General features: G+C 58.3%; 17 protein-coding genes. 6 read left to right on the forward strand and 11 right to left on the reverse strand.

Annotated features, from left to right (window positions below; all coding sequences use genetic code 11):
- Positions 1-65: 65 nt before the first annotated feature.
- From VFQ24_12990 to VFQ24_13005, 4 genes are all read right to left on the reverse strand, one after another.
- Positions 66-752, reverse strand: coding sequence for a hypothetical protein (locus tag VFQ24_12990; GenBank protein ID HET9179266.1), 687 nt, complete (start codon positions 750-752; stop codon positions 66-68).
- Positions 753-1,045: 293 nt separating this feature from the next.
- Entirely contained in the window at positions 1,046-2,896 is a 1,851-nt protein-coding gene (locus VFQ24_12995; protein ID HET9179267.1) for a peptide-N4-asparagine amidase, read from the reverse strand.
- A gap of 341 nt (positions 2,897-3,237) precedes the next feature.
- Positions 3,238-4,389, reverse strand: a complete 1,152-nt coding sequence (locus VFQ24_13000; GenBank protein ID HET9179268.1) for a carboxypeptidase-like regulatory domain-containing protein — start codon at positions 4,387-4,389, stop codon at positions 3,238-3,240.
- Between the two features lie 196 nt (positions 4,390-4,585).
- Positions 4,586-5,302 carry an SAM-dependent methyltransferase gene (locus VFQ24_13005; GenBank protein HET9179269.1) on the reverse strand — a complete coding sequence of 239 codons (717 nt, stop codon included), beginning with the start codon at positions 5,300-5,302 and terminating at the stop codon, positions 4,586-4,588.
- A gap of 108 nt (positions 5,303-5,410) precedes the next feature.
- On the opposite strand from VFQ24_13005, the gene VFQ24_13010 reads away from it, so the two are divergent.
- On the forward strand, positions 5,411-7,300 hold the full coding sequence (locus tag VFQ24_13010; protein ID HET9179270.1) for a CocE/NonD family hydrolase: 1,890 nt from the start codon (positions 5,411-5,413) through the stop codon (positions 7,298-7,300).
- Positions 7,301-7,906: 606 nt separating this feature from the next.
- On the opposite strand, the gene VFQ24_13015 is transcribed toward VFQ24_13010, so the two are convergent.
- The 3 genes from VFQ24_13015 to VFQ24_13025 all read right to left on the reverse strand — a co-directional run bounded on the left by VFQ24_13015 (position 7,907) and on the right by VFQ24_13025 (position 9,694).
- Positions 7,907-8,293, reverse strand: a complete 387-nt coding sequence (locus VFQ24_13015; GenBank protein HET9179271.1) for a hypothetical protein — start codon at positions 8,291-8,293, stop codon at positions 7,907-7,909.
- 521 nt (positions 8,294-8,814) lie between these two features.
- Entirely contained in the window at positions 8,815-9,201 is a 387-nt protein-coding gene (locus VFQ24_13020) for a hypothetical protein (GenBank protein ID HET9179272.1), read from the reverse strand.
- 28 nt (positions 9,202-9,229) lie between these two features.
- Positions 9,230-9,694 carry a hypothetical protein gene (locus tag VFQ24_13025; protein HET9179273.1) on the reverse strand — a complete coding sequence of 155 codons (465 nt, stop codon included), beginning with the start codon at positions 9,692-9,694 and terminating at the stop codon, positions 9,230-9,232.
- Between the two features lie 685 nt (positions 9,695-10,379).
- Between VFQ24_13025 and VFQ24_13030 the strand changes: the two genes are divergently transcribed.
- Positions 10,380-10,595 (forward strand): hypothetical protein, encoded by a 216-nt coding sequence (locus VFQ24_13030; GenBank protein ID HET9179274.1) that lies wholly within the window; start codon positions 10,380-10,382, stop codon positions 10,593-10,595.
- A 309-nt stretch (positions 10,596-10,904) separates the two neighbouring features.
- Here VFQ24_13030 and VFQ24_13035 read toward each other — a convergent pair whose 3' ends face one another.
- Positions 10,905-11,327, reverse strand: a complete 423-nt coding sequence (locus VFQ24_13035) for a hypothetical protein (protein ID HET9179275.1) — start codon at positions 11,325-11,327, stop codon at positions 10,905-10,907.
- 210 nt (positions 11,328-11,537) lie between these two features.
- Between VFQ24_13035 and VFQ24_13040 the strand changes: the two genes are divergently transcribed.
- The 3 genes from VFQ24_13040 to VFQ24_13050 all read left to right on the forward strand — a co-directional run bounded on the left by VFQ24_13040 (position 11,538) and on the right by VFQ24_13050 (position 13,452).
- On the forward strand, positions 11,538-12,050 hold the full coding sequence (locus VFQ24_13040; GenBank protein HET9179276.1) for a hypothetical protein: 513 nt from the start codon (positions 11,538-11,540) through the stop codon (positions 12,048-12,050).
- A gap of 315 nt (positions 12,051-12,365) precedes the next feature.
- Positions 12,366-12,995, forward strand: a complete 630-nt coding sequence (locus VFQ24_13045) for a hypothetical protein (GenBank protein HET9179277.1) — start codon at positions 12,366-12,368, stop codon at positions 12,993-12,995.
- A 1-nt stretch (position 12,996) separates the two neighbouring features.
- Entirely contained in the window at positions 12,997-13,452 is a 456-nt protein-coding gene (locus tag VFQ24_13050; protein HET9179278.1) for a type II toxin-antitoxin system VapC family toxin, read from the forward strand.
- A gap of 77 nt (positions 13,453-13,529) precedes the next feature.
- Here the strand turns inward: VFQ24_13050 and clpB are convergent, their stop codons facing one another.
- The 3 genes from clpB to VFQ24_13065 form a co-directional block, all read right to left on the reverse strand.
- A complete protein-coding gene (gene clpB / locus VFQ24_13055; protein ID HET9179279.1) occupies positions 13,530-16,166 on the reverse strand; it encodes an ATP-dependent chaperone ClpB in 2,637 nt (878 codons plus the stop codon).
- Between the two features lie 214 nt (positions 16,167-16,380).
- Complete coding sequence (locus tag VFQ24_13060; protein HET9179280.1) at positions 16,381-16,830, reverse strand: Hsp20/alpha crystallin family protein; 450 nt, start codon at positions 16,828-16,830, stop codon at positions 16,381-16,383.
- 97 nt (positions 16,831-16,927) lie between these two features.
- Positions 16,928-17,410, reverse strand: a complete 483-nt coding sequence (locus VFQ24_13065; protein HET9179281.1) for an Hsp20/alpha crystallin family protein — start codon at positions 17,408-17,410, stop codon at positions 16,928-16,930.
- A 336-nt stretch (positions 17,411-17,746) separates the two neighbouring features.
- On the opposite strand from VFQ24_13065, the gene VFQ24_13070 reads away from it, so the two are divergent.
- Positions 17,747-18,361 (forward strand): peroxiredoxin, encoded by a 615-nt coding sequence (locus VFQ24_13070; protein HET9179282.1) that lies wholly within the window; start codon positions 17,747-17,749, stop codon positions 18,359-18,361.
- The last annotated feature ends 42 nt before the right edge of the window (positions 18,362-18,403 follow it).

Here is an 18,403-nt window from a genome sequence, read left to right on the forward strand (position 1 = left end):
AGGCCAAGCCTCGCGGCAAGGGGCCCCTGCAAAATCGGCTGGCGGGGAAGTTCGCTCGCATCAAATCAGCGCCTGAAGTTGCCGTTAATGCTCTGGCCGTTCAGGCGGCCGTCCACGCTGATGTATTCAACTTCATTCCGGTCAGGATTCAGCCTGAAAGTAGCCCTCCCGCTTGCTGGCCCGCGGTCTGAACGGTCGATCTGCATCACGTATTCACGGTCTCCGGCCTGCTGCGTCACGAGGCCGTAGAAGTTGATCTTGAAATCATGTTCGCCGCTCAGCGCTACGGTGACCTGCTGGTCTTCTGTGTTCACCCAGCCGCGGGTGATCCGAACTGAGCTGCCCGCACCGTTGAAGTCACCACGTCCGGAGGTGTCAACGTTGACACTCGGATAATCCACCGCCGGACGCTGGTTCCATCGGCCGCGATTTCCCGCGCCCATTCCGAAGCGGGACCGATTGCCGGAAGTCTCGTTATATTGCCCCGACACAGCGCGGACGAGCTCGCCGGTGGCAGTGTTGAACTCACAGTAGCCGTTGCTGTCGCGCCCGCGCCGCGCGCTCCAGTTCACAATGCGATTTTGGTTGGCCGTGAAAGGGCCAAGTTGTGCAGCCACGTCCAACTGAGAAATATTCAGTTGGTTGGCCACAGCCTGCTGGCATTCCGGGACATATCCATACTGGGCAATAGCGAAACTGGGCAATAGCAGAATCGAAAAGACGGGAATCCATCGTGAAAAAATCAGCCTCATTCGATGCCTCCAGTAGCAGTTTGCTGAAAAACTCCCTGTGCCAAGTCATCCTGGTCCCGTTCGTCCTCCTCTTGCGAACGGCCCTGGTCCCGCGATGCTGGAGAAGGGTCTCACGATAAACTCCGCGAAGGACCTGCCTTTTCATTTCGAGCAAGATACAGCAGATGCTTCTCCCGCTTCGCGGGATCAGCATGACGGGTTGCCTTTTTCAGCGACCGGCTAGAGCCACTGGTAACATGAAACCCTGCCGAAGTAAAGGAGCATTCGTCATCGTCACAGGCATTCTGCCGAGGTCAGTGCTTCACATTTTTGCGCCAACCGAAGCTGTTGGGAGCTCCGGTTGGACGCACGAACCAGTGCATCGGCTTCCCATTGCAACCCTTGCCTTCGGTAAAGCTGCTGACCTTGCCTCCCTGCGCTTCCAGTTCCGCCTTGTAGCAATCGCCCAGCGAGTCACTGAAGGCAAATGTCTGTGTGCTGGTCTGATTTCGATTGCCGGAGAGTCCCACGTGCCCCGCGTTGAAGTTGAAGTTCACCTCATCCGTCGCATCGCGTACATTGTTCACGCCCGCGGTGTAGGGCGGAAGCCCGGCCTCGCGCTGCTCGATGTGCTTGTTGTAAACCTGGTGCAGATGGACCGTCTGGCTGCGGCTGCGGTCGGAATTGGAACGGCGAAGCATGTTGGACGTAAGCGAGTAATCGAGGGACCGCGTGACGGCCCGTCCGGTGGAACCTCCGATAGTGCTGGTGCTCGAGCCCGAGACGCGACCCGATTGCTCCGTCAAGTGGCGCGTGGCCTGCGCCTCGGCAGTGGAGAATTTCTGGTTGTTGTTGAAAGCGAGGTGCTGCTCCACGCGCGTATCGACGCGCCCCGCGGGCGTGTTCACGTAACCTTCGATCAGGTAGCTCTGGTCGGCGCTTGTCAGCACGTTTCCGTTCACCTTGCTGGGGTCGGGACCGAGTGAGCTGGTGACACGAGGCTCAAGCGAGGCGCCCTTCAGTGTGTTGCGAGTAACGGCGCCGCCGGTGTGCCCGGCCTTCGCATTGCGATAGACCAGCAACGCTGCGCCCACCGAGAAATAGTGGTTTGAGCCCAGCACACGCACCGCAACCGAATGCTCGGCCCCGTCACTCATCAGGCCCGCGAATGGAGCGAGGTCAAGCCGGTAGGGGATAAAGTTCAGGGTCTGCACGCCTGGGGTAGGCCGCCACAGGTAGGGATCGATCCCGCCGGTGTAAACCCACGGGAAGACGGGAGCCAGTCCCGCCGGCTGCCCGTCCACCAGCACTTCCACTTCGCGGTAGCTTCCGCCGCTGCAGGCGCGCGGACGCCTGGGCGCACCCTTGTATCCGCGCCGCATGGCGAAGGCCATGGTTTGCTGGATGTATTTGTCGGGCAGGCAGGTGTACCAGAACTCGTCGTGGAACTGGCTTTGCGCGAACTCGTCCAGGTAGACGCGCTCGGTGTTGCGCGGAAAAGTGATCTTGCGCGCAAGCTGGTCGTTGCCAGTTTGCAGGTTGGCTGGTTCATTGGTTGCGTTCAGCGCATAGACGGCATCGGGCGTGCGGGGCGCGGGATGATCGGCGTCGGCAGGGTAGAAATGGATCCGCGCGCTCGCATGGATCACGCTGGCCCGTTGTGTGTCCACCCAGTTGTTGATAAGCGCCGCCCCCTTGCCGGGCGAGCGTAGCAGGCTGGAATAATCCGTGAGGTCTCGCTCCACTTGCCAGTGGGGGCCAAGTTCGGGCGAAGGTTCTTGCGTGGTGCCGAAGTAGATGCTGACACCGCCGAGCCAGATGGACGCGGTGCGGTCGTACTGATGGCCCGGATCGACGGAGAAATCGGCCTGGAGCACCACTTTGGCCCACGGCCCTTTGCAGTTGGCGGGTGGCTCATAGCTGAACGTGTGTGGCACGGAATCCATACGCGTGTTCTCGCCGGCCGGGCCGAAATCTTCTTTGGGAAATAACTGCACCACGCACGGCTTTGTGGACGGCGCCGGGAGAGCCGGGTCGGCAATGGAAACATTCTGCGAACCAACTGCCGGCTTACTCTGTGCGCTGAGCGCGCGGCCCACGGGTAAAATGATTGCGATCACGGCCAGCCACTTGAAGGCCTGCCGGCCAGGAAAGTTCTGAAACATGCCATCAACTCCCTTCTGGAATGGCTGTGGAAAATTTCCGTTCAGTCGGCTTTCGCACGGGTCGGTATGAAGCTAAAGATTGTCTTCAACCGGTGAATTCAATTTCGTTTGAACATCTGCGGCCGAACCTGTCCATTCAAACACGCGGAGAGGGCCGCGTCCAGAATAAATTGCCGTCGGCCACACAAGTCAACGAAGGGAACGGGGCCCCAAGCCCAGCCGCGGTCCTTAAGAGTGGGCGATTAAACGGGGCGCGAGTGAACAGTTTCCGCGCCGCCGGCGCCGCAGTGGTCTGGTAAGACGGCGGGAGATGGCCGGCTGCGCCCAGCAGAAAGAAAGGATCAGTTTCCGGCGGGTTGGGATGCCGAAACGGGCGGCGCCAATTTGGGAATGATAAATTCCTGAATAACGTTGATGACGGCATCCGAGCCAATCCCGATCAGAGTATTCCTGACGAGCAGCGTCACACCACTGCGATTTTGCGCCGGGTAGTAGAGATTTGCGATACCGCCCGCGGCCAGGTTTCCAATGAAAGACGAGTACGCAGGCTGCCAGCGTCCGTTATCGCCTTTCCAGATAACCGCCCGGGTGACCGCATACACAAATCTCGATTGCCAGCTTCCAGTGCCCTTGTAAAAGTAACGCGGGTCCTGCTTCAGGAGCGAAGGCAGCGCGGCGCTTCCGATCATCGTGCCAATGGCACTGTCGGCATAGGCGGCGCCGAAGCGTTTGGCATACCCTGCCGTTCCCTGCCCGAAGCCGCTGTAGGTGTTCAGGTCCTGCTGAACTCCCGCGACGGCCGCAGTCACTCCAAGGTTGACCGGATCGAGAATGGACTTTGCCGCCAGCCGGAATTTTTGTCTGGGGCTTAGAGGAGCAGAGTCCTTAAAGTATGAGACGTAGAAGTTGGGAAAGACGGCAAGCACACGCTGCTTCTCTTCGATTTCCAACTGATATTTCGCCACTTCGGCCGGTGGCGGCGTGACTGTCACTTGAGTCACAACAGGGGGCAAGCCCAGTACAATCGGCGGCGCGGTATAAGCTTCTCCCGGCTGCAGGGTCCCGGATACCGTCTGCGAGGTGAACCCCGGAGCGGTGATCGCGAGCTCGAAACGCCCGGAGCTGAGTCCGGTAAACGCGAATCCTCCGTTGTCGTCGCAAGTCGCCTGGCGGGTCAGGGACCGATCGAGGAGCATAAGCTTCACCTGAGCGCCAGCGATGCCGTGTCCAATCTGGTCGGCCACGGTCCCGGTGATGCTCCCCGTTAAGACTCCCGGGGGCTGTGAGGGAGTTGATGCTGATGTCTGAGGAGTTAGCGGCAGCGACGTTTGTGCTTCGGGAGGGGCTACGGCCTGCTGGGACATTGCCCCCGCTGGAAATCCGCAAATGAAAACCCACAAGGTAAGCCAGGTGAGAACACGGGCGGCAGAGAGCAATCTCATGCTGGGACGGGCCAGGGGCTTCCTGATGGGCTCGTTCATCCTCAAATTCACAATGGACACTCCGTGGCCGTCCCTCTTCTCTACCCAACGGGTCAGAGCAGAGCCCCCTTCGTTTAATCCTAACATCTTCCGCTTGGATGCCATGCGCTTCACAAGCGTTCACTTCTGGCGAAATTTAATTTGCCATGTGCTTCGGTGCGGACGCCAACAGGTCTTTTGAGCGGGAGGCGACGGCCAGGGCCGGGGGTTATTCGCGGTTTCCCGGTGGGAGGGGCGGGCAGACGCGGAGCATTTCATTGCCACCTTTTTGGAATTCATAGGGAACGCGCCGGATTTCACAGGTGTAGCCTTCAGCCCGCAGCAGCTTGATGAGCGGCGCAACATGCGCAGACTGCGAGTTGCTAAAGTTGGGGAGCAGTGGGAAAATGCGGGTTTCGCGGGCGACGCGACAAAGCTCGCGAATTGAATCGAAGTGAAATTCCAACGAGAGCAGGTGCGAGTAGGTGAAGAGCAAATGGGAACACAGCGCCAGATCGAATTCGGCGTCACGGAAAGGAAGCGAAGGGAGCTGAGCAGCACGATACCGGCCCTCGGCGACGCCGACGGAAAGGTCGGCGAGAAACATCTTCATCGCATCCATGCGGGTCCGGCCAAGGTGTTCGGGCGATTTTATCTCTCGCCACACAAAATTCTCGGCGGCTTCCAACGTCTTCTTCATTACCGTTTCATACGTTGCGTCGATGCGGCCGGAAATTTCTTCGCGGGAGAATTCATAGATCGGGTCACAGGACACGACCTTGCGGCCGCGTCCATGCATCTCGGCGTTGAAGCTTGCCGGTCCGCCACCGCAATCAAGGATCCGTGAAGAAAGGTCGCCTTCCGCGAGGTCGAACATGCGGATGTATTCATCGAGCGAACGGCCCCAGGGGATAATCTGCTCCAGATTAGTACCTGCGCATCCCATCCGGCGATCGCCTCCGCACGCGGTCCCATAACTATATCGTAAAGTTTGCTGATGCACGACCGGGCAGGCTTGCCCTTGCCGCAGTGACAATTCGATGGAGGATGCCTGATGCCTGCGAAATCATTTCGGACTGCGTCTGCTCTGCTCTTTGCCGCGATCTTAGTTACTTGTGCCCTGTCTTTGGTCCTGGCCCGAGCCGCCGAGGACGCGCCCGATGTCCATCAGATGTTCACCAGAATGGACGTGATGATTCCCATGCGCGACGGCGTTCGCCTGCACACGGAAATCTACGTGCCGAGGAACGCAACGGCCCCCCTGCCGTTTATTTTTGAACGCACGCCGTACGGCCTGAGCGACGACGATCAGGGTTACAGCCGAAAACTCGAGGGATACAAGGAGCTTATTCGCGACGGGTACATTTTTGTGTTCCAAGACATTCGCGGGCGGTACAAGTCCGAAGGGAAATTCGTGATGATGCGCCCGCCGCGCGATCACAGCGACCCCAAGGCCATCGACGAAAGCACGGACACCTATGACACCATCGACTGGCTGCTCAAGCACGTTTCCAACAACAGTGGCCGCGTAGGCATTCTGGGCGTCTCTTACGGCGGATGGCTCACTACCATGGCGCTGATTGACCCGCACCCGGCGCTCAAGGCCGTCTCTGAACAGGCTTCACCCGCCGACATGTTCCTGGGCGACGACTTCCACCACAACGGGGCCTTCCGGTTGAGCTATGGATTTTTCTATGCCGTCATGATGGAGACCGGGAAGACCAACTTCCACTTCAACTTTGACCGCCACGACGTTTACGAATGGTACCTGCTCGACCTCGGTCCGCTTTCGAATGCCAACCCCAAGTACCTGCACGACTCGATTCCCACCTGGAACGACTATGTCGCGCACCCCAACTACGACGCGTTCTGGCAGAAGCAGGCCGTGACGCCCTACGTGGCAAAGCTGAACCTGACGGTCCCCAATCTGAACGTGACCGGCTGGTGGGACCAGGAAGATTTCTACGGCGCTGTCACTATTTACGAGGCGCTCGAGAAGCGCGACACCAACCATCTGAACTACCTGGTTGCGGGTCCCTGGAACCATGGCGGGTGGTCGCACGGTCCCGGCCGAACTCTGGGCCCACTTAATTTCGACAGCGACACAAGCCAGTACTTTCGCGAGAAGGTCGAGGCGGCATGGTTCGCCCACTGGCTGAAGGACGAAGGTCCTCTGCCTTTCAAGGAAGCGTTGACTTTCCAGACCGGGTCAAACCAGTGGCAGGCCTATGACCACTGGCCGCCCGCGCAAAACGTCACGGACCGCAAACTCTACGTCCATGCCGGCAGGGAGTTGTCATTCGACCCGCCGGGCGCCGCGGACGAGGACCCCGGCTTCGATAGTTACATCTCCGATCCCGCAAACCCCGTCCCCTATCGCGCCCGTCCCATGGACCCCACCTACCCTTGCGGCGACTGGTGTACGTGGCTATTGCAGGACCAGCGCTTTGCCAGCTTTCGTCCTGACACGCTCACCTGGGAGAGCAAGCCTCTTACGGAAGACGTTTCTGTCGCCGGAGACATTGTTGCTCACCTCTTCGTCTCCACCACGGGCGCGGACAGCGACTACATCGCCAAGCTGATCGATGTTTATCCGGAAGACTATCCGAAAGACCCCAAACTGAACGGCTATCAACTGATGATCGCCAACGACGTGTTTCGCGCCCGCTTCCGCAACAGCTTCGTCCACCCGGAGCCGATGACGCCCAACCAGGTGACGCCCATTACCATCGATCTCCACACCAACAACCACCGGTTTCTGAAAGGCCACCGCATCATGGTGCAGGTCCAGAGCACCTGGTTTCCGGTGATTGACCGCAACCCTCAGACCTGGGCGCCGAATATCTTCAAGGCTACGGCGGCCGATTTCAAGAAGGCCATAGAGCGCGTCTACCACACCAGCCGCTACCCCACGCATATTGAGGTTCCGGTGGTTGGGCCCTGAGGAAGCATCACAACGCGCGCCGCCGATGGGAGCCAGAAGTCAGGAGTCAGAAGCGGGTCGCGCATCCGCGCTGGGAACGATCTATGCGGATATTGTTCTGCGTTCAGCCTCCACCCTTTGCACTTATTATTCGCGCCACCGATTTCGGACTTCTGGCTTCTGGCTCCTGTTCTTGCGCCGTTCCGGGGCTCCTGGGGGAGGGCCTCTAATGCCGCCTTCGCGCAGGGATGAAATAAAGGATCTGGCCGGAGGGGCCGAGGGCAGTCACAGACGCACTCACGGGAGTGTGAAAGTCAAAGACACCTGGCTCCTCCGGGAATATTTGCACTTTGTCACACGTCGTCATTAACTGTCAAATGAATTTGGTCAGGACCGCGGCCTTCTTATAACGTGGTGTTGTTTGACTGGCAGGGACCTGTGCGGGACTGGAAATTGAGGATGGAAGGATGAAGAGCGGGTGTGGTTTGAGAGCGGCGGCGGGTATCGTGCCGCTCAAAGACCTTCACAACGCGCCGGACTGGCCCAGACGTCCTGCGCGTTCCCGATCACGCCAGGGCAACGGTGCCACGTGCGCTGGGCCGAAGCGCAGAGCTGCGACGCACTGAACTAGCAGGGCTGCGTTTCGCGCACTGATGCATATCGGTAGCCGGCAAGCCCGAGATGGCATCCGGGAAGACCGCTGAAGAGATATCTCTCAACCAGGGGCGGTGTTTCGGGGCCATTCACCTCTGCCACAATCGTCAGCATCCTTCCCGTCATGCTGGACTGGATTTTACCAACCCCGTGAACGTCGCCCCTGGGCATCTCCCCTGGACACTGCATATCGAGTATCACGGCGTCGTACTGCTCACGCTCCGCGATGGCTGCCACGGCACGCCCCCCTCCGTCCTGCGGATTCTCCAGGGCGAGGTTTCTCATCAGGTAAAAAAGGTTTCGGATCGAAACATCGTCGGTCAGCACCAGGACCTCGCGGTGCAGCGGTACGGAACACATAAACCTAATTCCTTTCACAACCGGATTGACCTGGGTTGAAAGCCGGCCCGCGCAGGCGGACCGGCGCTCCATCTAGCCCCGCCAGCCTCGCATCGATCGAGGCCGGCAATCTCGATGCAGTGATTTGCCCGCAGGCCACGCGCCGGACATCCTTGAACCACCTCTGTCCGATTTCGTCGCGCTTCGCTCTGCGTTCCAAATCCCCCTCCCCCTGCTGCATCGGAGGTCATTCTAAGTGTCCGCCCCTTGCGAGGCAATGTAACTTTGGTACCAATACTTGCAGGGCTATGGAGTGCGGCCGCTTGCCGCCGCTTTGCGTGCAACCCGTTCGGCTGCGCCCCAATTTCCGGCCTTTCCACAAGGCGAACGGCCGGCGAAAGGCAGGTGCAACCTTTCACACTCCCAAGACCGCTTGGCGATAGGTAATCGGAATTACAACGCACTACACTAGTTTCTCTCCCGCTGTCAGGAATGACCGCCGGAGATCAGGAAAAGCTTGCGATGAAGACCGAAACTTTGAGCTACGACAAGCGCCGCGGCTGGGGCGCTTCGTAACGATGGCTGATCAGCCAGAGGAGCGCTCCCGGGAGGCCCTTCAGGATGTATCGTTCGAGCAGGTCAAGGCTTTTCGGTCCGTTGACCTCTACCCCGACAACCAGCAGCTTCCCTACCCTCCCGGCCCGGATCTCGCCGATGCCACGCATCTCTTCCCCTCTCCTCCGGTTCGAGCCCCGCGCGTCAAGGACCACGGCATCAAACCGCTTTTCATCCAGCATCGCCATCAGGACCTTGCCACTCCCGCTAAGAGCGTCTTCGCGGTCAAGATTTTCCAGCAGGCTGCGCAGGTTGTGGATGGACGGCCCGTCGTTGAGGACCAGGATTTTTCGGTGTAACGATACGGGAACCATAGGGAACGCCTTTCGAGCTCGAATCGGTTCAGCCTTCAATATTGGCCTGAGCGGTGGAGAGCGAAGTGACGTTCACCCGCTCTCCCAGTGAATTCGCAAAATACTGGAGGACCGAGGCCAGCCTCAACACGCCCTCTCGCTGGCTGAGGTTGAGGGCCTGGCGGATGGTCAGACTGTACAGCAAAAGATGGAAATAAAGCTCCAAAAGCCTTTGGGTGCGGGCAAGACCTCGCCGCGAGGGACCACCATTCCTCAGCAGATACCGCAGGGTGATGAAATCGCACTTGAGCGCGAAACGCGTCTGCGCGTAATCGAGCGGGCTGCGCGAGGAAACGGAATCCCAAAGCTGCGGGTATTCCAGGCGGAAGGCCTCGACAATTGGTTTGAAGTAGGCCTGGCTGAACTCCCGGCGCAGAGCTTTTTCGCAGATGGTCTGAACGTAGAACAGGAGCAGGGCGCTGGCCATCACCAGCACCAGAACGGACATTAGCACTTTCCCCTCCACCAGGCAACGCACTGGCACTCGTCGCCTATGACCTATTGTCACGCCGAGATAAACATCGGACAATCTGACTTTGGTTCCTGCACTATCCCCAAAAAGTTCTATTTGCACGTTGGGCACCCGGCCGGGAAGCGAATCCCAGCCACAGGATCCCCTGGCGCTGCCACGCACCGCCCTGACTCTGCTTTCCGCCTTCCGCCGTCCGCCTATTGCCCTGGTCAGCCACGCGCGTGGGCACGACTCTTCCTTAGAGGGTCGGAGGTTCAGCTCCGACATTGATCAGTGGCCCTCCAGCCAGGCGGCTTCAGCCGCTGGAGCATCGTCGTCGGTTTTCGCCGATAATTTTGCTTGACTTTTGTTGGCTAGCATGGTAGCCTTTTCTGTATGTGCAGGAGGCGGGCGGCGGCCCGTAGCGCAGGCCCTTGCGGCCTGCGGGGCTTATCTCAAAAGAGCAAAAGCCGCAACGGGCAAGCCGAGCGTGGCGCTTATACCTTGATGGCATCTAGTGGCTGCGAGGCTCGATGGCGGTTTCGCTTCTGAAGGGCGCTTCTTCTGACCTGGATTCCGTTGACGGAGCAGCAGCGGGAATCCTGACCGTGTACGCCGCGCCAAGCCGGAGGCGGAAGGCTAGATAGCTGACTTATTGGGGACAAATGGGACAGTAAAAAGATGTTTTTTGAAAAACAAACCGGAGAAGCTGCTGAAAACAAAAGATCGGCATCCAAAAACAAACCGGAACGAACCGGAAAACAAAGCGGAGAAGTTGTTGAAAATACGTAGCAGCAGAAAAACAAACCGGAACGAACCTAAAAACGAAGCGGGCCATGTTGTTGAAAACACATCGTACCAAGAAATTCGGCGCATCAACCCAATTGGCGCCCGGCAGGGCTAGCGTGCTTGCCTTTGAGCCGTTCCGTTAACGCAGATGGGTCCTCCCGATTTTGCGCCTTGGTGGCTTCGCCTGAGCTTGCTGCCGGGAGAATGAAAACACCCTCACGCCAAGGCGCGGAGGCGCAAGGAAAGCGGCGTGAATGAAAGAGGCCAAAATCAAGTTCGCGCAGTCCATGGCAGGGACTGGGCACAATTTCCCAACAGACCTATAACGGAACACCTCGGGAAAATGACGGGGCACGCGCGCGAAAACAGAGGTTTGCCCTTGGCGAGGACCGGAAATAGGCTCCCCTGGGTTGATGCGGCCTGCTTACCTGGCGACGCCCAGCAGAGGCTGGTAAAAAAAAGGCGGCCGATTATTTCTAACATTACAGACCGGTCGGTAGCGGGCGATCAGGTCGCTCTCAATCCAGCGGCGCTGCGCAGCATTGAGGAGGGGCGTGGGGCAGAATGCCACGTAGGTCCTGGCGGCTCCGCCTGCTTCTCTGGCCCATTCGTCCAGGTGCTCGTGGGTCGCTGTGACGCGCTGGTGGAAGTTGCTGGACTCGCCAAAATAGATCGCACGGAATGGCTGTGGCCGGCATGAAGCATCCGGCGCCAGCACCGCGTAAATACCGGAGGAGACGGGCGGAATGGCCAGAGCAAACGGCGCGGGTTCCGTGAACGTCCGATTGTTGAATCGGATACCTGGGTGCGGCAGTGAGTACGGCTTGATCCAGCCTGTAACCCTCATTAAGACCTCCGGCGCGATTGTAGCACAATATATTGGGTCGCCCCAACGATAAAAATCCATATATTGTAGGCGACTTTTAGTTCACTCCCACGATGGGTGGAGTTCAATTTGACCGGCAAAGACGGCCAAGGGCCGCGCCAGCGAACCCGCTTGTCACATCTATTAACTCATCTTATAATTCCCTAACGAGGGGGTAAACAAGGGGGAAGTATGACAGCACAATTTCACTGGAGCGAGGCCGATTACGTTTCCGCGCAGAAGATCTGGCTGAGGCGCCATCCCTGGGAACACTTGCGAGCATACTGGTTTCCGGTGGTCGTCGCGGCGCTTTCGGCCGCCATCGTAGTCTTCAGACCCGCATCGGGGCTGAGAGGCATGCTGGGCGTCGCGCTGGCTCTGCTCCTGTTTGGCTTCAGTGCCCTAAGGACGCGATGGCGCTGGCATCGGCATTTTCAGCAGACGCCCCTGTGGCACGACGCCGTCAATGCCAGGGTTGACCAGCACGGAGTCAGCCTGCAAAGCGAGAGCTATAACGTTCACCACTCCTGGGGTGAGTGCTCGGACATCTACGAGGCCGCCGGCATTATCATCTTCGAAGCAGCAAACCAGAATTTTGTCTTTCTTCCCAAAAGGGAAATGAGCCGCGCCCAGCTTCTCGACCTCAAATCCGCCATCATGACCTATGCGCGTGTGCAACCCCGCCTGGCCAGCGAAACTGCGTAACCCGGTTGGCAGGAGCATCGCTCTCTGCGAGATCGCAGACGCCGCAGGGCGAGCTTTCCCTCCAGCCACGGAACGTGCTCGCAAGCTGGAACCGCAGCAATTGCAGGAGAGGAATGCATCCGCCCGAGGTCGATCGGAAAATCTAATGAGCGGGAGCTGGCCGGGAGATCTAGCAAGGGCGGCCTCGGACCTGAGCATATTCACCCGTAGATTTCCCTTGACAGCGATGCCACTTATAATATATATATAGCTGGTGAGTATAGTAGAGCGGCCACACACCGCCTAAACTAAATTTATAGAAATTAGGAGATCTACATGAAAATCGTTAAGGACATCGAAGAGCAGGTTGCGGAGAAGGTTTCTAATGCGTTAGCAGAGTTGGATTTAATGCCAGATGGCTATCACTGTGAGGTCCGCCTTCATGGCAGGAAACGAGACAAAAGGCGGAGCGCGGCATTCGAGAAAAATTGGTCCCCTGATACGGATTCCATTCAGATTCGCTTTCAGCGAACGGCCGAGCACGTCAAGCGGGGGACATCTGCGCCTTCAATCGTGCGTGCCGAGCAATCCCGCCCGTTCCCGACGGATCCTCTTTCCGACCTAATTCGCACACTCGATCACGCCGAATCCCGGCCTGGATACAAGTTCGTCTCTCTGAAGTGGTTCCGTGATACGGCTTTGCTGGATGAAGGGTTCGCATGGGCCGGTGACTATTCTGCAAGGCAGATGACCCTGCGCGAAGCCATCGACAAGCGGTTGATCCTTACGAACAGAGTAGAAAACCCGAAGTCTCCGCAATTCCCCGTCACGGCGATACGGCTGAATCGCCTTATGCCGGAAGTGAAGTCAATTCTCGGGAGCGCTGAGAGCATAGTGTCTGATTTCCAGCCGTTACCTATTCGCGGCGAGAACTTGTCCCAGACTGTTCTACGCGACAGGCGTTAAATTGGCGCTTTACTATCTGGAGACAAGCGCGCTGGTCAAGCTGTACGTGCTGGAGCCGGGCACCGAGCGGCTGCTGCGGATTGCATCAGATGTATCGGAGAACCGTCTTGCGGTACTGGCTCTGTCTGTGGTCGAAACGCGTTCCGCAATCAGACGGCGGGAACGCGCCGGGGACATTGATTCGAAGGCGGCGAAGCTCATCCTGGACCGATTTGAGCAGCATATGGAAAGCCGGTTCCTGAGGCAGGCAGTGAGTGATGTTGTGCTCGATGGCGCATTGGAGATGATCGATCGGTATGCACTGCGCGCCTATGACGCAATTCAATTGGCCGGTTGTTTGGCCCTTAAGGCAACGGCCGGGTCGGATTCCCCGATATTTGTCTGCGCCGACCAGCAATTGATCGAGGCCGCCCGGTCCGAGCTACTTACTGTTCTCGATCCTGGCGCCTCTGCTTAGATCAGCTGCAACGAATGGGCGGGTTCTCCAGCCTCTATCCGGTATTAAGTCAGAGAAACGCTCAGACATGGTTGCCCCTATCTCCGCGCGGCTTTGGCCTTGGCGGGTGTAAAGGTCATCTCGCCCTTTTTCGGGTCGGCGCCCACCTCGATGGCTTCGCCGGCCTTGACTTGGCCCTCCAGGATTTTGAGCGCCAGCGGGTCCTGGATGAGGCGCTGGATGGCGCGCTTGAGCGGCCGCGCTCCGAACTGTGGGTCGTAGCCGCGCTCAAAAAGCAACTCGCGCGCCGCAGGCGTGAGTTCGATGGTGAGCTTGCGGTCTGCCAGCAACCCGCGCAGATGGCTGAGTTGCAGGTCAATGATCTTGGTGATCTGCTCCTTGCCGAGCGGATTAAAGATCACAACTTCATCCACGCGGTTCAGGAATTCCGGTCGAAAATTATCCAGCAGCGAAGCCCGAATGCGCTGTTTGAGATCTTCCGAGAGCTTGCCGGTCTCGCCGCCCGCTCCGGTCATCGCTTCGTGGATCATATGGCTGCCGATGTTGCTGGTCATAATGATGACCGTGTTCTTAAAGTCCACCGTGCGGCCCTTGCCGTCGGTCAGCCGGCCCTCGTCGAGAATCTGCAGGAAGATGTTGAACACGTCCGCGTGCGCCTTCTCGATTTCGTCAAACAGAAGGACCGAGTACGGACGCCGCCGCACCTGCTCGGTGAGCTGGCCGCCTTCTTCGTAACCCACGTAACCCGGCGGAGCGCCGATCAGCCGCGCTACGGCGTGCTTCTCCATGTACTCAGACATGTCGATGCGGAGCATGGCTTTCTCATCATCGAACAGAAACTCGGCCAGCGCCCGCGCCAGTTCCGTCTTGCCCACGCCCGTGGGCCCCAGGAAAATGAAACTGCCGATGGGGCGGTTCGGGTCGGAAAGGCCCGCCCGGCTGCGGCGCACGGCGTTGGCCACCAGGTTCAGCGCTTCTTCCTGGCCCACCACGCGCAGCCGCAGGCGGTCTTCCATGCTCACCAGCTTGGCCAATTCGCCCTCCAGCATCTTCGAGACAGGAATGCCCGTCCACTTGGAAACCACGCGGGCCACGTCCTCTTCGTCCACTTCTTCCTTCAGCATGCGCCCGCCTTTTTCCTTGCCTTCGAGTTCGGCGTTGGTCGCGGCAAGCTGCTTTTGGAGCGTCACAAGCTGGCCGTAGCGAATTTCGGCAGCTTTGTTCAGATCGCCTTCGCGAGTGGCGCGCTGCTCTTCCACCTTGGCCTGCTCGATTTCCGACTTCAACTGGCGGATGCGGGTGATGATTTCCTTCTCGGCCCTCCAGCGCAGCTTCAGACGGTCCGACTCCTCGCGCAGGTGCGCGAGTTCTGCTTCCAGCTTCTCGAGGCGCTCGCGCGAAGCAGAATCATCTTCCTTCTTCAGCGCCTGCTTTTCAATTTCCAGTTGCGTGATGCGCCGTTCGATCTGGTCGATCTCCGACGGCATCGAGTCGATTTCAATTCGCAGGCTGGAAGCCGCTTCGTCAATCAGGTCGATGGCCTTATCCGGCAGAAAACGGTCGGTAATGTAGCGGTTCGAAAGCACCGCGGCAGCGACGATCGCCGAGTCCTTGATTCGCACGCCGTGATGAACTTCATAGCGTTCCTTCAGGCCGCGCAGGATGGCGATGGTGTCTTCCACACTCGGCTGGCCCACCAGCACCGGCTGGAAGCGCCGCTCGAGCGCAGCGTCTTTTTCGATATGCTTCTTGTATTCGTTCAGCGTGGTGGCGCCGATGCAACGCAATTCTCCGCGCGCCAGCGCCGGCTTCAGCATGTTGGAAGCGTCAATCGCGCCCTCGGCCGCGCCCGCGCCCACCAGGGTGTGAAGCTCGTCGATGAAAAGAATGACTTGCCCGCTGGACTCTTCGATCTCCTTCAGCACAGCCTTGAGGCGGTCTTCGAATTCGCCGCGATATTTTGACCCGGCTACCAATGCGCCCAGATCGAGCGCCACAATACGCTTTGACTTCAAGGACTCAGGCACGTCGCCCGCTACGATGCGCTGCGCAATGCCTTCCACAATGGCCGTTTTGCCCACGCCAGGCTCGCCGATCAGCACCGGGTTGTTCTTGGTGCGACGCGAAAGCACCTGAATCACGCGGCGGATTTCATCGTCGCGGCCAATGACCGGATCGAGCTTGCCGCGCCGGGCCAGGTCCGTCAGGTCGCGCGCATAGCGTTCCAGCGCCTGGTATTTCGCTTCAGGGTTCTGGTCCGTAACGCGCTGCGAACCGCGAATGGCCACCAGCGCCTTCAATATGGCGTCATGCGTTACGCCCAGGCGATTAAGGATTGCGCCCGCCGCGTCGCTCTTCTTCCTCGCCAGCGCCAGCAACAGGTGCTCGGTGGACACAAACTCATCCTTAAATTGCTCGGTCTCTTTTGCCGCCTGCTCCAGCACATCCTTGAGCGCCGGAGAAAGATAATGGTCCGCCGTCCCGCCCACCTTGGGCAGGCGCTCGATCGCCTTCTCCACTTCCTGGCTTACGACCGAGGGCGCCACGCCCAGCCGCTCAAGAATTGCGGGCACAATCCCTTCCGGCTGTTCGAGCAGCGCCAGCAGTAAATGGACGGATTCCAGTTGCTGGTTGCCGAAACGGCCCGCGACGTCCTGCGTGTTCTGTAAGGCTTCCTGGGCCTTAATGGTGAACTTGTCAAATCGAGTTGCCATATCCATTCCTTCTTAAGATTGATGTAACCTTAAAACCTGGCGCGCCGGCCCCCCCGTCAACGTGTTCTCTACATTATGCTCCGACAAAACAGGCTTTGCAGGCTGCTGAAAAACAAAATCCGGGCTGGCCGGCATCCGCCTGCCAACCCGGAGAAAATCCCGCCGGCACCCTTGCCGCCGACAGAGGGCCGCGGAGGCTTGCGCCTCATCGCCGTCATTTGGCGATGCTGATTTTGATCTTCTTCGCTTTTGCCTCTTCCTTCTTGGGCATGGTCAGTGTCAGGACGCCGTCCTTGAACTCCGCCTGCACCTTATCCGCATCCACGGAGGCCGGTAATTCGAAGCTCCGCGCAAAGCTGCCGTACGCTCGCTCCACGTGATGGTAGCTTTCTTCCTTCACTTCTTTTTCGTACTTGCGCTCGCCCTTCAGATAAAGCGTACCTTCGTGCACGGTGGCTTCAACGTCCTTGGGATCGACGCCGGGCAGTTCCGCCGTCAGCACAACGTTCTGCTCGGTCTCGTAGATATCCACCGAAGGAACCCATGCGCCCGACCGAATCCCTTCACTTCCCATGAACCGTCCCATCGTCTCATTGAAGAGCCGGTTGAGACGGTCCTGGGTTGTAACTAAATCACGAAAAGGTTCCCATCGTACGATTGGCATTTTATTCATACCTCCTTCACTTGACTCTTGATACTTCGTTATTGGCCTGGCCCGTTGCGGGCCGGCTGATTCCATTTGCCGGTTCCAGTCGCGGTTCTCAGGCCTTTGAAACGGCGATCTTGATCGACTTCGGTTTCGCTGCTTCGCGCTTGGGCATGGTCAGGGTCAGAACCCCATCCTGGTATTCCGCCTTCACCCTGTCCGAGTCAATCGAATTTGGAAGCGAAAAGCTTCGCGTAAACGTTCCGTATGGCCGCTCAACCCGGTGGAGGTTCTCCTCCTTGGCATCCTTCTCGAACTTCCTCTCGCCTTTCAGATAGAGAGTGCCGCCTTCGACCCGGATTTCCACGTCATCAGGATTGATTCCCGGCAGCTCCGCCTTCAGCACCAGGCTGCTCTCAGTCTCACAAATGTCTACAGGCGGTACCCAGGTCTGCAGCCAAGCCTTCTTCTGATCGCCGAAAGCCCGGGCAAAGGTTTCGTTGAAAAGCTGGTTGAAATGGTCGTGTGTCGAAACGAGATCACGAAATGGTTCCCTTGGATAATAAGCATCTCTGGCCCACCTCCTCACTTTTATCATTAGTCTGCTTGAATAATAAAAGCTTAGTGTCGCATTGTCAAGTATTTTATTAAGCTTCTTTTGCAGTAGTTTACACGAACATTTGAGAAGACAAGCACAACGTGTATGCCATTTCCACCTCCGGCCAAGCCCTCGGCCCTATTAGATGATGGCAGGTTGTTGTCCGCCGCAACTTTGGGTGATTTTCATATTGTCTAGATCGACGGGAAGTCGTCGTTGCGCGTGGTTTCTGCGGCTTGCCTGGTGGAATTGCGCTAAGTGACCATGCGCAGGCGGCAAATTCGTGATAAACTCGTCACCATCTTCACCAAAATTGGGCGTGGGGAGGTTAAAACGATGAAGCGGAATTTCAAAGCGGCGGTCGCACTGTTGGTTCTTGCGCTGGTGGTCCCCATCTTGAGCCAATGTTCGTCGGTCGAAACGTCAGCCACCGCTGAACCGGAAGCAAAAGCAACGGCGAACGCTCCGGAGGCTGCTGCACTAAAGGTTGGAGATAAGGCGCCCGACTTTACCCTGCCGGACCAGAATGGCAAGCCCTACAGCTTAAGCCAGTTCGAAGGCAAAGGAAACGTGGTGCTGGCCTTTTACGTTCTGGCGTTCACAGGTGGTTGAACGAAGGAATTACAGGCGTATCAGGCTGATCTCGCCAAATTCAAACAGACAAATACTCAGGTTTTAGGTATCAGCGTGGACAGTTCGCCAGCTAACAGGGCATTCGCCAAGGAGATCGGCGTCACTTTCCCGCTGCTCAGTGATTTCAACCGGACAGTTTCCAAGGAATACGGGATCCTCAATGCCCAGCATGGTTTTGCCAACCGCACCACTTTCGTGGTGGACAAGCAGGGCACCATTACGCACATAGACAAAAATAGCGAAGCGCTGGACCCGACCGGCGCCCACGATGCTTGTAGTCTGATCGCGCACCGGGAAGCCGAGAAGCAAAAGAAGTAAAGGCTTCAATCGCGGCATGCCGATGTTGGTGCGCCTGCTCAC

The sequence above is a fragment of the Terriglobia bacterium genome (genome assembly GCA_035712365.1).
Taxonomy (GTDB): Bacteria; Acidobacteriota; Terriglobia; order UBA7540; family UBA7540; genus SCRD01.

Coding starts and splice junctions, on each gene's coding strand:
- VFQ24_12995 (HET9179267.1), bottom strand. CDS start 2,896: ATGTTTCAGAACTTTCCTGGCCGGCAGGCCTTCAAGTGGCTGGCCGTG.
- clpB (HET9179279.1), bottom strand. CDS start 16,166: ATGGCAACTCGATTTGACAAGTTCACCATTAAGGCCCAGGAAGCCTTA.
- VFQ24_13035 (HET9179275.1), bottom strand. CDS start 11,327: ATGAGGGTTACAGGCTGGATCAAGCCGTACTCACTGCCGCACCCAGGT.
- VFQ24_13015 (HET9179271.1), bottom strand. CDS start 8,293: ATGTGTTCCGTACCGCTGCACCGCGAGGTCCTGGTGCTGACCGACGAT.
- VFQ24_13060 (HET9179280.1), bottom strand. CDS start 16,830: ATGCCAATCGTACGATGGGAACCTTTTCGTGATTTAGTTACAACCCAG.
- VFQ24_13010 (HET9179270.1), top strand. CDS start 5,411: ATGCCTGCGAAATCATTTCGGACTGCGTCTGCTCTGCTCTTTGCCGCG.
- VFQ24_13005 (HET9179269.1), bottom strand. CDS start 5,302: ATGGGATGCGCAGGTACTAATCTGGAGCAGATTATCCCCTGGGGCCGT.
- VFQ24_13020 (HET9179272.1), bottom strand. CDS start 9,201: ATGGTTCCCGTATCGTTACACCGAAAAATCCTGGTCCTCAACGACGGG.
- VFQ24_13040 (HET9179276.1), top strand. CDS start 11,538: ATGACAGCACAATTTCACTGGAGCGAGGCCGATTACGTTTCCGCGCAG.
- VFQ24_13045 (HET9179277.1), top strand. CDS start 12,366: ATGAAAATCGTTAAGGACATCGAAGAGCAGGTTGCGGAGAAGGTTTCT.
- VFQ24_12990 (HET9179266.1), bottom strand. CDS start 752: ATGAGGCTGATTTTTTCACGATGGATTCCCGTCTTTTCGATTCTGCTA.
- VFQ24_13065 (HET9179281.1), bottom strand. CDS start 17,410: ATGATAAAAGTGAGGAGGTGGGCCAGAGATGCTTATTATCCAAGGGAA.